Origin of the sequence: Croceimicrobium hydrocarbonivorans, assembly GCF_014524565.1 — a bacterium.
Lineage (GTDB): Bacteria > Bacteroidota > Bacteroidia > Flavobacteriales > Schleiferiaceae > Croceimicrobium > Croceimicrobium hydrocarbonivorans.
The window spans coordinates 1,910,160-1,924,484 of the sequence record NZ_CP060139.1 but is presented as its reverse complement, the minus strand read 5'-3'; the positions used below and the strand labels follow the sequence as shown (position 1 = coordinate 1,924,484).

The 14,325-nt window shown below is 44.8% G+C and carries 14 protein-coding genes; 5 read left to right on the top strand and 9 right to left on the bottom strand.

The features are described 5' to 3' along the window. Nucleotides 1-33: 33 nt before the first annotated feature. Genes H4K34_RS08705 through H4K34_RS08690 form a run of 4 tightly spaced genes read left to right on the top strand, consistent with a single transcriptional unit; the run spans nucleotide 34 to nucleotide 4,837 of the window. On the top strand, nucleotides 34-1,038 hold the full coding sequence (locus H4K34_RS08705) for a sugar phosphate nucleotidyltransferase (protein ID WP_210760434.1): 1,005 nt from the start codon (nucleotides 34-36) through the stop codon (nucleotides 1,036-1,038). After that, nucleotides 1,016-2,713, top strand: a complete 1,698-nt coding sequence (locus H4K34_RS08700) for a tetratricopeptide repeat protein (RefSeq protein ID WP_210760433.1) — start codon at nucleotides 1,016-1,018, stop codon at nucleotides 2,711-2,713. Before H4K34_RS08705 ends, H4K34_RS08700 begins: the two co-directional genes overlap by 23 nt. Then, entirely contained in the window at nucleotides 2,713-3,495 is a 783-nt protein-coding gene (locus tag H4K34_RS08695) for a DUF4292 domain-containing protein (RefSeq protein WP_210760432.1), read from the top strand. The genes H4K34_RS08700 and H4K34_RS08695 overlap by 1 nt, the downstream gene beginning before the upstream one ends. Nucleotides 3,496-3,541: 46 nt before the next feature. Continuing rightward, on the top strand, nucleotides 3,542-4,837 hold the full coding sequence (locus H4K34_RS08690; protein WP_210760431.1) for a murein hydrolase activator EnvC family protein: 1,296 nt from the start codon (nucleotides 3,542-3,544) through the stop codon (nucleotides 4,835-4,837). On the opposite strand, the gene H4K34_RS08685 is transcribed toward H4K34_RS08690, so the two are convergent. The 8 genes from H4K34_RS08685 to H4K34_RS08650 form a co-directional block, all read right to left on the bottom strand. Further along, nucleotides 4,814-5,287: a methyltransferase family protein gene (locus H4K34_RS08685; RefSeq protein WP_210760430.1), complete on the bottom strand. Its 474-nt coding sequence runs from the start codon at nucleotides 5,285-5,287 to the stop codon at nucleotides 4,814-4,816. The two genes, H4K34_RS08690 and H4K34_RS08685, sit on opposite strands and share 24 nt — an antisense overlap. Beyond that, nucleotides 5,288-5,617, bottom strand: a complete 330-nt coding sequence (locus H4K34_RS08680) for a hypothetical protein (protein ID WP_210760429.1) — start codon at nucleotides 5,615-5,617, stop codon at nucleotides 5,288-5,290. A 180-nt stretch (nucleotides 5,618-5,797) separates the two neighbouring features. Further along, nucleotides 5,798-6,424, bottom strand: a complete 627-nt coding sequence (locus H4K34_RS08675) for a 2OG-Fe(II) oxygenase (RefSeq protein ID WP_210760428.1) — start codon at nucleotides 6,422-6,424, stop codon at nucleotides 5,798-5,800. 117 nt (nucleotides 6,425-6,541) lie between these two features. After that, nucleotides 6,542-7,393: a metal ABC transporter permease gene (locus H4K34_RS08670; protein ID WP_246452221.1), complete on the bottom strand. Its 852-nt coding sequence runs from the start codon at nucleotides 7,391-7,393 to the stop codon at nucleotides 6,542-6,544. Further along, the gene (locus tag H4K34_RS08665) at nucleotides 7,390-8,676 is read right to left on the bottom strand and encodes a metal ABC transporter permease (protein ID WP_210760427.1); all 1,287 of its coding nucleotides are present in this window, start codon (nucleotides 8,674-8,676) and stop codon (nucleotides 7,390-7,392) included. Before H4K34_RS08665 ends, H4K34_RS08670 begins: the two co-directional genes overlap by 4 nt. After that, nucleotides 8,660-9,499: a metal ABC transporter ATP-binding protein gene (locus tag H4K34_RS08660; RefSeq protein WP_210760426.1), complete on the bottom strand. Its 840-nt coding sequence runs from the start codon at nucleotides 9,497-9,499 to the stop codon at nucleotides 8,660-8,662. Before H4K34_RS08660 ends, H4K34_RS08665 begins: the two co-directional genes overlap by 17 nt. Next, the gene (locus tag H4K34_RS08655; RefSeq protein ID WP_210760425.1) at nucleotides 9,496-10,401 is read right to left on the bottom strand and encodes a metal ABC transporter solute-binding protein, Zn/Mn family; all 906 of its coding nucleotides are present in this window, start codon (nucleotides 10,399-10,401) and stop codon (nucleotides 9,496-9,498) included. Before H4K34_RS08655 ends, H4K34_RS08660 begins: the two co-directional genes overlap by 4 nt. Continuing rightward, nucleotides 10,398-11,063: a metal-dependent transcriptional regulator gene (locus H4K34_RS08650; protein ID WP_246452220.1), complete on the bottom strand. Its 666-nt coding sequence runs from the start codon at nucleotides 11,061-11,063 to the stop codon at nucleotides 10,398-10,400. The genes H4K34_RS08655 and H4K34_RS08650 overlap by 4 nt, the downstream gene beginning before the upstream one ends. Before the next feature lie 63 nt (nucleotides 11,064-11,126). Between H4K34_RS08650 and H4K34_RS08645 the strand changes: the two genes are divergently transcribed. Next, nucleotides 11,127-13,484 (top strand): TonB-dependent receptor, encoded by a 2,358-nt coding sequence (locus tag H4K34_RS08645; protein WP_210760424.1) that lies wholly within the window; start codon nucleotides 11,127-11,129, stop codon nucleotides 13,482-13,484. Here the strand turns inward: H4K34_RS08645 and H4K34_RS08640 are convergent. Beyond that, on the bottom strand, nucleotides 13,432-14,241 hold the full coding sequence (locus H4K34_RS08640) for a UDP-2,3-diacylglucosamine diphosphatase (protein WP_210760423.1): 810 nt from the start codon (nucleotides 14,239-14,241) through the stop codon (nucleotides 13,432-13,434). The genes H4K34_RS08645 and H4K34_RS08640 overlap by 53 nt on opposite strands. Between the last annotated feature and the right edge of the window lie 84 nt (nucleotides 14,242-14,325).

The window sequence follows — 14,325 nt, the reverse complement described above, 5'->3', positions numbered from 1 at the left end:
TAAGTATCATTGCCCCTATAACAAACCATCAGAATGAAAATTATCGTTCCTATGGCCGGAAGAGGAAGCCGGCTTCGCCCCCACACCCTCACCATTCCCAAGCCCCTGATTCCTATTGCTGGTAAACCTATCGTTCAACGATTGGTAGAAGATATTGTTAAAGTAGCCGGAGAAAAGGTAGATGAGATCGCCTTTATCATTGGCGACTTTGGTAAAGAAGTAGAAGCAAACCTAAAGTCCATCGCCGAAGGTTTAGGTGCTAAAGGAAGCATCTATTATCAAGATGAACCATTGGGTACCGCCCATGCCATTTTGTGTGCTAAAGAAAGCATGCAAGGCAATTTGGTAGTCGCTTTTGCCGACACTCTTTTCCGTGCCGATTTTAGTTTGGATACTGCCAGTGATGGCGTTATCTGGACCAAAAGAGTGGAAAACCCTAAAGCCTTTGGCGTAGTAAAGAAAAACACAGAAGGGGTGATTACCGACTTCGTAGAAAAACCCGAAACCTTTGTTTCCGACGAAGCGATTATCGGTATTTACTATTTCAAAGACGGAGAGTTCTTGCGTGATGAACTGCAATACCTCCTCGATAATGATATCCGCGACAAAGGTGAGTACCAGCTTACCAATGCCCTGGAAAACATGAAAAACAAAGGCAGTCAGTTTACCAGTGGAACTGTAAACGAGTGGATGGACTGCGGAAATAAAAATGTAACCGTTGAAACCAACGGTAAGATTTTAGGCTTTATTGATGGCGAGGAAGAGCTGATTAGCCCTGAGGCCAAGCTTGATAATTGCGAAATCATCGCTCCGGTATTTATCGGACCGGGAGCCAAAGTAAGCAACAGTACCATTGGTCCCCGCGTAAGTATTGGCGCCGGAACTGTAGTAGAGAATAGCAAGCTTAGCGATGTCCTCATTCAAGAAGACAGCCAGGTTTTAAATGCTAATCTGAGTAATTCAATGATCGGAAATAAAGCTAAATTCGACGGTAACTTTAGCGAAATCTCCATTGGTGACTATAGCGTATTGGAATAAATATATCGCCTCAATCTGTATCTTATTAGGCAGTCTCAGCCTTTCCGCTCAATCGAAAATTGAGGGCGAAAGGCTGCGGCTTTTTAATGAGCAATTTTTTGCAGCCGAAAATGCGAAGCTGCGGGAGGAGTATGATAAGGCCCTCGTAATATTCGAAGCCCTTTATCAAAAAGACCCGGAGAGCGCCTTGGTTTGTTATGAACTGGCCCAGCTTTATGCCCGCGAAGAAGAGGAGCAAGATGCCCTTTTTTATGCAGAAAAGGCCTGTGAAATTGAGCCCGAAAACCCCTGGTACTTCCGCCTAAAACTGGCAGTGTATGGGCAGTTTGGGAAATCGGAGCTCCTCATTAAAAGTCTGGAAGAAGCCACTGAGAAACATCCACAGGATGAAGATCTACTCTTCCAAATGGCTGAAGCCTATTACCGCAATGGCCAAGCCGAAAAAGCCATAGAAAGCCTCAATAAGCTGGAGGCGATTAGTGGTCCTCACGAGGAAATATCCAATCAAAAAAAGAGCATTTACCTCGAAATGGGTAATCTCGAAGGGGCCATTGCAGAATTGCAAAAGCTCATTGAAATCTATCCTAAAAACTTAGATTATCGTGGCTCCCTGGGGCAATTGTATCAGGCCAATAATCTGGATGAAAAGGCCTTTGAGGTTTATCAAGACATGTTGGCCATCGACTCCTTAGACCCCAGACCCCATTTGGATTTAGCCAATTACTATCAGCAAAAGGGCGAGTTCCATCAATCTCTATATCATCTTAAAAAGGCGATGAGCAGCAAGCAGCTCGATATGGAACGTAAAATCGCGGTTTTATTGAGTCTCTTTGATGCCTCTCGTTCCGACAGCCTTCTCACCGCCAAGAGCTTTGAACTGCTTGATGAAATTGTAAGTCAGGAACCTGCCGATGCCAGAATCTACGCCATGTACGGCGATTATCTTTCCCGTGAAGGTCGTGATGATGAAGCCCTCACATACTATAAGAAAGCCCTGGAATACGGTGAGAAATTTCAAATATGGGAGCAAATCCTCCTCATCGAAATTCAGAATCGAAAATTCGAGGCTTTAAAGCAAGATGCACCCCTGGCCTTAGAAAGTTTTCCTAATCAACCTCTCCCCTATCTATTGGCAGGTATTGCCTTTAAAGAGTCTAAAGAGTACAGCAAGGCACGCGACTATTTAGAAGACGGTCAAGTTTATGTTTTCAATAATGCCCGCTTGCAAACCGAGTTCAATTTGCATTTGGCAGAGGTTAGTCATGAAATGGGTCAGCACCTGGAAAGCGATCAATATTTTGATGCGGTGCTCAGTGTAAACCCCAAACATGCAGGTGCCCTTAACAATTATGCCTATTACCTCTCCCTCCGCAATGAGCGTTTAAAAGACGCTCTGCGTATGAGTACCGATGCCAATACCATTAGCCCTTCAAATCCCGTTTACCTCGATACCCAAGCCTGGGTTTTGCATCAATTGGGTCGCGATGAAGAGGCACGGGAGGTAATTGAAAAAGCCTTGAGTCTATTGGCCAAGCCAGAACCCGAATTAGCGGAACACTATGGCGATATCCTTTTAGGACTGGGTGAAAAAGAATTGGCTCGCAAGCAATATGAATTGGCCAATGGCCTGCAATCGAGCCCAAGCTTGAAAGCGAAAATTAAAGCTCTACCCTAATGCGCAAAATTGGGATCATGCTATTGATGCTACTTTTTGTAGCCTCATGTAAGCCAAAGGTAAAACTACCTGAAGGTGCTCCCGCCTATCTTAAAACCAAGGACCTCATCGAAAAAGTGAAGGCCGAAAGCCTGCCTTTCGAAACCTTAGTACTGGAGGGTAAAGGCCGCTATCAAAGCGGTAGTAGCAAGCAAAGTTTTCGCTTCGAAATGCGCATTGCCAAAGACAGTTTGATCTGGGTAGATCTGGCCGATCCTTTTTTAGGTTTAAAAGTGGCTCGAGGCCTGATTAGTCAGGAGGAAGTTGCCTATTACAATCGTTTAGAACGCAACTATCAAAAAGGCTCCAGCTCCGAAATCGCCCAAAAGATTGGCTTTCGCTTCGACTTTCAACCTTTAATGTCAGTTTTAAGTGCCAGTTTCCTGGATTGGAATCAAAACTGGTATCAGGATTATCAACCCGGAGTTTATCAATTGGTGAATTATCCCCTAAACGCTGATCAAATTCCCCCTTCTCCGGAATATCCCTTAATGACGCAAAGCTTCTCAGCCAAGAGCTATCGTCCATCCAGCTTCCGCTTTCAGAGACCTCAGGAAGGTCAAAACCTAGTAATCCGCCTCGATAGTTATCAAAACTTCGGCGAGATCTTATTTCCGGCACAAATGCATTTTGAGTACCTGGAAAAGTCTGAGATTATCATCGACTTGGAAATCACTGATCTTAAACGTAATGAAAGCCTAAGTTATCCCTTCCGCATCCCTGGCAATTATGAGCAACTTTAAGTACATAGGTCTTCTGGTTTTCGCCCTCCTTTGGAGCCAAGGGACAATGGCGCAAAGTAAAAAGCGACAGGAATTGGAAGCGCGCAAAGTGCGCATTATGGACGAGATTGAACTGGCTAACCGTATCCTGGCAGAAACCAAGAAAGATCGCAGCAATACCCTAGGTACCATTGAAACAGTACAGCAAAAAATCAAGCTACGCGAAAAACTCATTCGCACCCTCGATCGCGAGGTGGAGTTAATGGAAGAAGAGGAAGCCGAAATGCAGCGCGAAATCGACACCCTAAGGGTTCGAGTGGAGAAGCAAAAGGCGCAGTACGCTCACATGATCCAACAGGCCTATAAGAGCCGAAAAAATTCCAGTCGCTTAATGTTTATCCTCTCCTCCGAGGATTTTAACCAAGCCATGCGCCGTATCGAATACTTAAAGCAATACAGCGCTTATCGCCAGCAAAAGATCAAGGAAATTGAAAAGCAGGAACTCGAGCTAGGAGAAGCTATGGAGCGATTACGGGTTCAAAAAGTGCGCAAAAACGCTGTGCGTGGTCAATTACAGGAGGAAAACCGCAAACTGAGCAATGAAAAATTGAGTCAGGAAGAGGCGATTAAAACCTATGCCGCCATGGAGAAGGACCTGGAGAAAAAGCTCAAGGAAAAGCTCAAGGAAGCCGCCAAGGTAGAAGCGCAAATTGAAAAAGTTATTGCCGAAGAAATAGCCAAGGCCCGTGCTTTAGCAGCCCGCAAAGCCCTAGAAGACCGAGCGATTGACTTAGGCTTAATTCGCGGAAAAGATTTTAGTAGCAACACCACCAACAGCCGCTTAGAAGAGTTAATAGATGCCGCGGTAAAAGCTAGAGCCGCTGAAAATAAACCGGCTATTGCCAAGCCAGAAAGCTTTGAATTAACTCCGGCCGCCCGCACTCTGGCTGCTAATTTTGAGGCCAACCAAAAACGCCTGCCCTGGCCGGTAGAACGCGGTTTGGTAACCGGAAACTTTGGTCCGCAGCGACACCCGGTGGTTAAATCGGTTATTATCGATAGCAAGGGCATCGACATCACCACCGAAGGAAATACGCCTGTTAAAGCAGTATTTGGCGGAACTGTGACCCGTCGTTGGCGCCTACCTAACGGTCAATTAGCGGTAGTAATCTCACATGGAAATTATTTTACCGTTTACCTGGGTTTTAAAGAGGCCAGTGTAGATCAGGACGATGTGGTAAAAGCAGGGCAGCAAATTGGTATCACTTATACCAATCCTATCAACTCACAAACCATGTTGCACTTCCAGGTTTGGAAAGACAATCAGGCGGTAAACCCTCTACTTTGGCTTAGCAGTAAATAGATTGGGAATGAAACGCCCCGTCATTTTTTGATAGGAGGCGTAATTGGGAAAATAGGCTCTGAGGTTCTTTTCCTCGTAGCGACTTTTAAGGTAGAAAAAGAGGGCAAGGACTCCAGCCATTAAGATTTGAAATGGATCTCTGAAGTAGATGCCATATCCAGCAGCAAAAAGAATAATTCCACTGTAAATAGGGTGACGCACCAAGCCAAATACGCCCCAGGTAATAAGCTCGGCATCGGCCTTTGGTTTGGGAAAAGGGCTTAGGTATCTACCCATTTGCTTCAAGGCCCAAACCACTTCAATGATGCCAATGATCATGGCTAATTGAGCGGGCCAAAGCATAAGGTCGGGGATTTGCACTTCACTGAACCAATCCACCGGTATAAAAAACAGGATAAAAAGAAGCCCTTGCAGGCTTACTAAGAAGTAGTCAAGGGCTTTTAAAGGCATTTAATCGTCTAAATCATCCGATTCCACATCATCCATGTCGGCGGTGCCATCGTTTTCACCAACATCATCATTGTCATCGTCATCATCCTCTAGGAAGGCTTCGATCTGCTGATCCATTTGAACACTCACCTTCACCAGGTACTTAGTATCTGCTGTTTCGAAGGGCACAGCTTTTACCATTTCTCCCTTGGCATTCTTAAAGCGAATAATATCGCCATCGTCATAACCATAGGGGTAACGGTCTGTAAACAGATCCAAAATTTCGTTGGTTACATTCTTGTAATCTACGATTACGCGTCGTTTAGCATCGGATCCTTTAGAGACAGACATAGTATCGATTTTTAAAATTTTATTTAGTGGGTATATTCTGTTTCGTGACTACAAATATGCATTATCGAGGTTTTCAAACAAGGAAAAAATGGCCCTCTACTCGATTTTTTTCGGCTAGTAGATCAGCCTTTATAGCAGACTGATCATTAAGCACTTAGACAAGGTATAAAAAAGCTGGGATTAATCTTGAATGGGAAAATCTATCGGTCTGTCCAGCATCCAGCCCGTAATACTGCGTCGTAAAACCTTTGCTGGACGAACCGCATGCTCTACGGTGTCGCTTCGGAATAAAGCCAATCGACCCGCTAGTGGTTCCACATCAAAATGACCTCCCTCCTTAAAAATGCGCAGTTCGCCGCCATCCCCATCTTGCCAGCCCCTATTTAAATAGCAAGCAAAGGATAATATGCGGTGGCCATTCTTTTTAAACTGATCCACATGTTTTTCATAAAAAGCCCCCGGTGTGTATTCCGCCAAATGCATTTCAACATCCCTCAAGCTTAAGAAAAGCAAGGGATTTAAATCGGCCATCAAGGCTTCAATTCGCTTTTTGAAATCGGATAAAGCATCTTTATCGGGATTATCCGAAAGCCACATAATCCGATCCGAGCGAATGCTTTTATCCTGAGTGTATAGATAGGTATTACCAATGCCCGCCGCTTTAAAGTCTTCCTCTTGGGCATGGTAATCGAAAGCCCGGAGTAGAGCGTCTACCTCCTGCTGACTTAAAAACTGATCTAAAATCACCAGCTCCTGCTCAGCGAGAGCATCGGCTATCTCCTCCAGAGAGGATTGCACATAGTTCATTCAATCCCAAAAAAAGCGGGCAAATATAATTCGGTAATGTATGCCTTAAACAAAGGCATATAAAAAATAAAGGCCCTAAAATGGAAGAGCAATTTACTGCAAATCAGAGCACTAATTTCAAGCCTTCTTCTGAACCAGTACTTTTAGCAAAACGGTGATCGCTAAAAAGATTCCTGCCACGCTTACCATCGCTCCGGCAATGCTACCATTTAAACCCAGGGCCAAATAATAACCTCCCGCCGAAGCAGCAATGCCCAGAACCACGGCCAGGATGAGCATCGGAACTAAAGATCGCGTCCAAAGGAAGGCCGTTGCTGCCGGCACCACCAATAAAGCAACGATTAAAATGGCGCCTACAATTTCAAAAGCCAATACGGTAACCAAAGAAACCATGGCCATAAAGCTGAAATGCCAAACTTGAGTGCGTATCCCCAAGGACTTCGCATGGTCTTCATTAAAAGAAAGAAGCTTTAAGCCCTTAAATGAGATGATAATATAGGCAAGCGTCAACACAAACAAAGTAGCGGATATCAATACCGGACGAGGCCCGGTCCACAAGCCTCCAAAGCTTATCTGATCTAAAGGAACGTAGGCAATTTCGCCGTAGAGAACACACTCCTGATCCAAATCTACCTGGCCCGTATAAGCACTAATGAGCAATACCCCAATGGCAAAAAGCCAGGTAAAGCTAATGCCGATGGAGGCATCTTCTTGTAAGCGGGCTTTGCGATGCAAGAGTTCAATTAAAAAGGTCGCCAACAGCCCACTGGCCGCTGCACCAATTAAGAGGCTTAAGCTTTCGCGATGTCCCGAAATCAAGAAGGCAATTACAATTCCCGGTAAAACCGCATGGGATATAGCATCGCCCAACATAGCCATTCTTCGAAGCACCAAAAAGCTCCCCAATAATGCGGAGCTCGCCGCTACCAAAGCTCCGGTTAAGATGATGTAAAAGGCTTCGATACTCATGAGCGGTAGGGTATTGGGCTTTGATGCGGATCCTTATCGGGATAATCCAACTCTTCCAACAATTGCGCTTCAATCTCTGGAGAGATGATATGCTCCATGGTTTCGGCATTGGGATGGATATGATCGGACTTTAAGCGTAATCGCTGACTGAGATACATTTCCCAAAGACGATGCAGGCGAACTACCCTTCGCGCTTCATCCAAACCTGCCCGACTAAATTGAAAGGCCTCTCCCTTTCGCAGTAAATGGCCCTTATGGATAAGGCGTTTCAAAACTTTAGACTGATCTTCCTCGGCAAAATCGCGCACTTCCTCCAAATCCTTTAATTGAATCCATTGAGCAAGGTTGGCATGGCGTTCACCATAGTGGTAAAAGGCCTTGAGTAAGTTTTCATCATTGATCTTTTGCTGATGGCGCTTCTGCAAAAGCATCCGAGCCAACATACCTTTTTTAGGAGCTAAAAAGAGGGATAAGAGGGCAAGGATGGATAGGCACATCACAATCCAGGGTCCGGTGGGCATTCCCTTCGCACTAAAGCTAATTGCACTACCTAATAAGGCAGAGAAGCCGGCGATTAAAGCCGCAATGACTATCATGGCCTTGAGGCGATCAGTAAAATTTCGGGCTGCCGCAGAAGGCGTAATCAATAGAGCTGCCATTAAAACCACGCCCACTGCCTGAATTCCTAAAGCGATAGCCAATACCATTAGGCTGTTCATTAAAATTCGTAATCCCCGCACCGGCAATCCCAGAGTTTGAGCGAAGTCTGGATTAAAGCTTAGCAGTTTAAATTCCTTAAAGAAGATCAGCGTGCACAGAATTAACACAAGGGCCAGCCCTCCATAAATCCAAAGCTCACGACTTTTCATGGCTGCCGCCTGACCAAAAAGAAATTGATCTAAACCACTTTGATGACCACTCTCCAAATGTTGAATATAGGTGAGTAGTAAAATGCCTATCCCGAAAAAGACACTGAGCACGGTAGCAATTGCCGTATCCTGACTCAATTTGGTCTTTCTGCTTAGGAAGTCCATTAAGCTTAATGAAAGCCAACCGCTAATTAAGGCCCCTAGCATTAACCACCAAGGATCTTTGATTCCGGAAAATAAAAATGCCGCTGCCACCCCGGGTAAGATGGAGTGCGCTACTGCATCGCCCACCAGAGAACGCTTTTGGAGAAAGGTAAAAGAGCCCACCACGGCAGCCGATACCGCTAAAAGAAAAGTTCCGGCGGCCACCAGTATTAGGCTACTATCCAATATCCAGCTACTTGCTTGCTGCATCGCCCTCCCCACTTTTTTCTTTAAAGCCCTTTTCTCGCACGGGAAACTCAGAGCGAGCAATTAAATCAGACAGTTTGGACAAAACGGTTAAACGACCACCGTAGGCTTCTTGTAAATTCTCCCGGGTAAAAACATCGTCTTTGGCACCATAGGCCACCAAACGCGTATTGAGCAAAACCATGGCATCAAAGTACTGATAGGCAGTTTGTAAATCATGATGCACAATCACCACCGTTTTTCCTGCATCGCGCAGCTCGGAGAGTACCTTTAAAATGGCATCTTCCGTAGCAGCGTCTACTCCCACAAAAGGCTCATCCATTAAATAGAGATCGGCATTTTGAGCCAGCGATCGTGCCAGAAAAACCCTTTGCTGCTGCCCACCTGAAAGCTGGCTTATTTGTCGAGCTGCATATTCCAACATCCCCACTTTCTCAAGGGCCAAGTCTACCAAGTCCTGATCTGCGCTGTGCAGGCGACGCATCAAGTTAGAAGGTCGATAACGCCCCATTTCCACTACCTCACGCACCGAAACCGGAAAATTCCAATCTACCGACTCCCGCTGCGGCACATAACTAACCCTCTGGCGTACCTTATTTAAGTCCTGGCCAAATAAGCGCACATAACCACTATCGGCTTCCATTAAGCCCATGATATTGCGGAGCAAAGTGGTTTTACCGCTGCCATTCGGTCCCACAATTCCGATCAATTGACCACCCTTTAGGCGAAAGTCAATATCCCATAAAACCGGCTTGCGATTATAACTGGCGCTTAAATTATGCACCTCTAATACCGTGTCTTTATCTAATTGATTTTCAGACTTCATTTTAATGCACTAAGAATGGTTTCAACATTAGATCGGAACATTCCATAGAAATGATCGGCTCCACTTTGAGGCGGCCCCATGGCATCGGAGTACAATTCACCTCCAATCTGTAAATCCCATCCCCTTCTTTTTACCGCTTCACGCACAGCCTCAATGGCACGGGGCGATACAGAGCTTTCAACAAATACGGCCTTGACCTTTCGTGAGCTGATGAATTCGGCTAGATCACTAATATCGCGCAGGCCAAATTCAGCCGTTGTTGAGATTCCTTGTAAGCCCTTTACCTCCACTTGATAAGCTCTGCCGAAATACTTAAAAGCATCATGCGCAGTTACCAATACTCTTTGTTTTTCAGGTATTTGTGACAATTCTTTTAAAGCCCAATTGTGTAGATTTGCTAATCTCTTACGGTATCTTTCGGCATTATTTGCGATTAAATCTTTATGATCTAGTAGCTTCTCCTGCAGTTTAAGCTCCAGGCCTAAACAGATTTTTGACCATAAAGTCAAATCAAACCACACATGCGGATCATAGGCCTGCTGATAGGCGCTAGCATTTATTAAATCATTTCCGGAAAGCACCTCGGCCGCAGGATAAACACGCCCTTCCGGGAGCTTGTGAAAGAGCTTGGCCATTTTACCTTCGAGGTGTAGGCCATTAAAAACAATGAGGTCGGCTCTACTTAAGGCAAAAACATCAGCCTGACTGGCTTTGTATAAATGAGGGTCGGTTCCCGGACCCATTAAAGATTGAATTTCTAGAGAATCTATTCCCTGGCAAAGGGCGCTAGTCATATCAGCCAACATACCTGTGGTGCAAACGATCTGATATTTATCGCTATTGGGAGCTTCCTCGCAGGAAATGAGAAAAGCGACCAGGAGCAAAGACCACCAGATTCTCATATCCTGGAAATATAAATATTAGAACAGGCCATGGCCGAAAGACGAAACTCCTCACCTTGATGACTTACTAAAACACTGGAATCGAATGGCTCAATATGAATCACCTTCATTTCATCCCCCAATCGAATACCCAGCTTTGCGACATAGCTCAAAAAGTCGGGCGAGCTATCTTTTACGCCCTTTACCAAAACCTGTTCTCCGGCACTGGCCTTATCGAGAGTAAGATTTTCGCGCATGGGAAAAATTCCTCTTTCATCCGGAATAGGATCTCCATGTGGATCGAATTGGGGATTACCTAAATATTGAGATAGGCGCTCGGTTAATTTCTGAGAGCGCACATGTTCCAGCTGCTCTGCAATTTCATGCACTTCCTCCCAGCCGAAACCTAGTTTGTCTACCAGGAAAGTTTCCCAAAGTCGATGCTTTCGTAAAATGCGAATCGCCAAAACTTGACCTTCTTCACTTAAGCGACTACCCTTATAAGGTTGATAATGGATAAGCTCCTTTTGCTTGAGTTTTCGCAACATGTCTGTTACCGTTGCCGCCTTGGTATCCAAGCGCTCCGCAATAGCATTGGTGTTTACCAAATTGCCTTCCATACCACTGATAAAAAATATGGCTTTGAGATAATTCTCCTCGGTTAAGCTTATTTCCAATTTCAAAGGGAATCTAGAATTTTTTCAAAAGTATAAAAATCATTTTTAGATTTGCCTAAAATTTTTCTTTTGCGAACAGCAATTTCCTCATTATTAATTTTTTGGACCTTAGGCATAAGTGCTCAAGGTATAAGTGGACATATTCACACCAGTTCCGGCCAAGCCCTAGAAAAGGTAAATGTTCAGGTAAAATCGCTAGGGATCGGTACTAGCTCCGATGCAGAAGGGCACTATCATTTAGATTTGAAAATCCCGGCTCAAGGGCTAATCATCGAGTTTAGCCATGTGGGCTATTTAAGTCAGAGTCTTAAGCTTAAGCCTGGAAACCATCATTTGGATATCCAATTGCAAGAAGACCATTTAGGTCTGGAAGAAGTAGTGGTGAGTGGTAGCCGGCAAGCGATTAAGCGTCATCAATCACCTGTGATAGTTGAAACCATAAACAATAAACTTTTTGAACGTGTATCGGCATTGAGTTTAGCCGAAGGGCTTTCCTTTAGCCCGGGCTTAAGAGTGGAGAACAATTGTCAAAACTGCGGCTTTACCCAGCTTAGAATTAACGGTTTAGATGGAGCTTACTCCCAGGTCTTACTCAACTCCCGTCCCATTTTCTCCAGTCTTATGGCGGTTTATGGTTTGGAAATGATTCCGGCCTCCATGATCGAAAAAGTGGAGGTTGTACGTGGTGGTGGATCTGCTCTCTACGGCGGAAACGCTATTGGTGGAACGGTAAATATCATTACTAAAGAAGCCACCGAAAACGGCTTTCATTTGCAAAGCCAGGTTCAAGCTATAAACGCAGAGGCCTGGGAACAGAGTCATAGCTTAGGTACCAGCTACGCTGCCGATGACTTGAGTTACGGTTTTAACCTATTTGCCTTTAATCGAAATCGACAAGACTGGGATGCCAATGCCGATGAGTTCTCGGAAATAACCCGGCTTCGAAATCAAACCTTGGGTCTTAATGCCTTCTGGAAACCTAAAGCTCGGAGCAAATTGTCGCTTGACCTCTTTCATATTTCTGAATTTCGTCGAGGAGGCAGCGATTTTGATCTTCAAGCCCATCAAAGTCGAATTGCCGAGCAATTGGAACATCAGATCCTTGGTGGAGGACTGGCCTGGGAGCAACTTTCCAAAGATGCCAGCCGACAAATCTCCATTTACAGCTCTGCTCAAAATACCCAGCGAAATAGCTATTATGGTGCTGGTGGACGGATTATTCCCGCTGGTGATAGCATCCGCGAAAGCGATCTACTGGCGCTTAATGCCTATGGCGACGCCCTGGATTATACTTTAATTGGTGGCTTCCTTATCAATCAAAAACTAGACGAACAGTGGCAAATAAGCCTGGGAAGTGAATACCAAAACAATAAGGTGAAGGAGCAAATGCCGGGTTATCAGCGGAGCATTGATCAAAGCTTAAATACCTGGGGCAGCTATTTACAAAGTCAATTTGAACTAAATGAACGCTGGAAACTACATGCCGGTATTCGTTTGGATATCAGCAATCTTAATGGAATCTATCAACTGTCTTCCACTAATTTCAATCAAAATAGCCAATTCATTAATTGGTCACCAAGGTTTAACCTCCAATATATACTTAATGAAGATTGGCAATTTCGAGGTTCCTATGCCAGAGGTTTTCGCATACCACAAGCTTTTAATGAGGATTTACACATTGAAACTGTTGGTGGAGCCGCTCTCTTTATTCAGTTGGATGAAAATCTAAAATCTGAAGAAAGTCATAGCTTTACTGCATCCTCGGAATATTTGATTATCAATATCTTTGGAGAACATAAGCTATTATTTTCGGGATTTTACACCTTACTTTTGGACCCCTTTGTGTTAAGCAATCGACAGGCCTTAGCCAATGGCACCGCGGTTCAAACCAAAACCAATGGTGATGGAGCGGTGGTAAAAGGCCTCAACCTGGAATATCAGGGAGCCTTGCGCAGTGGATGGCAGTGGCAGGCTTCCTTCACAGCACAGCAATCTTTGTATACCAAAGAGCAACTTCTTTGGCAAGATGAAGAAAGCGAAGCCAATTCGGTAGGGAGCAAATATTTTCTGCGTAGCCCCAATCTCTATGGCTATCTAAGTTTGGCTTATGACCTCAATCCAAACTGGACCTTAAGCTCTGCTCTTAATTATACAGGACCTATGTATCTAAGTAGATTGGTAAATCCAGTTTCTGAAGAGTTGGAAATACTACAGAGCGAGGATTTCCTTGATTGGCAAATAGCGGCCGAGTTTAAAATCCTCCGCAGCAAAAAATGGAAGACTTCTATTAAAGCAGGAATTAAAAATCTAATGAATGCTTATCAGGATGATTTGCCCTATGGTCCAGAACGGGACGCCTCTTATATATACGGACCTATTGTACCGCGGACTTATTATCTGTCCATAAAACTGGACTTCCTCCCTTAAGCGGGTACTCCATCAACTGCATTTGTTCACCATCGAAAACCCCATAGGTGAAATATTGAATCCAGTCGCCGAGATTAATGTAGCGACTGCCAGCCTCATTAAGCTGTATATCCAAGGGCAGGTGACGATGGCCAAAAATGAAATAATCTCTATAAGCCTCTTGCAGCATTTCTTTGGCGTAGATCGCCAACCATTCATCATCCTCACCTAAGAAAACTGCATCTTTATGCCCGCTTTTTGCTCTGGAACTGCGCGAGAAATAATCGGCTAGACCGATGCCAAAATTGGGATGCAATCGGGCGAAAGCCCACTGCAAGAAGGGATTCTTAAATATTTTCTTGATGAACTTATAGCCATGGTCTCCCGGGCCTAAGCCATCACCATGACCTATATAAAAGCGCTTTTGGTTCCATTCTCTTTCTTGCGGCTCCCGATAGAGTTTTAAACCAATCTCCTTCGGCAAGTAATCAAAAATCCACATATCGTGGTTTCCGGTAAAAAGGTGGATAGGTATTCCGGCATCACTGAGTTCCGCCAGTTTGCCTAAGAGGCGTACAAATCCTCGTGGCACAGCCTTGCGGTATTCGAACCAAAAATCGAAAACATCGCCTACCAGAAAGAGCTCGGCTGCATCCGACTTAATATGGTCGAGCCACTGCACAAAATGCTTTTCACGCTCCAAGCTCGAAGCATAATCGGGCACACCCAGGTGCAAATCACTGGCGAAGTATATCTTTTTGCCGGGCTCTAATTGCATGGCAGCGAAGATAGGTAATGCTTACAATCCTTGCAGCCTGAATTTTGACTGAGGAAATAAAGGAGGCGCCTGAAAATCAAGACA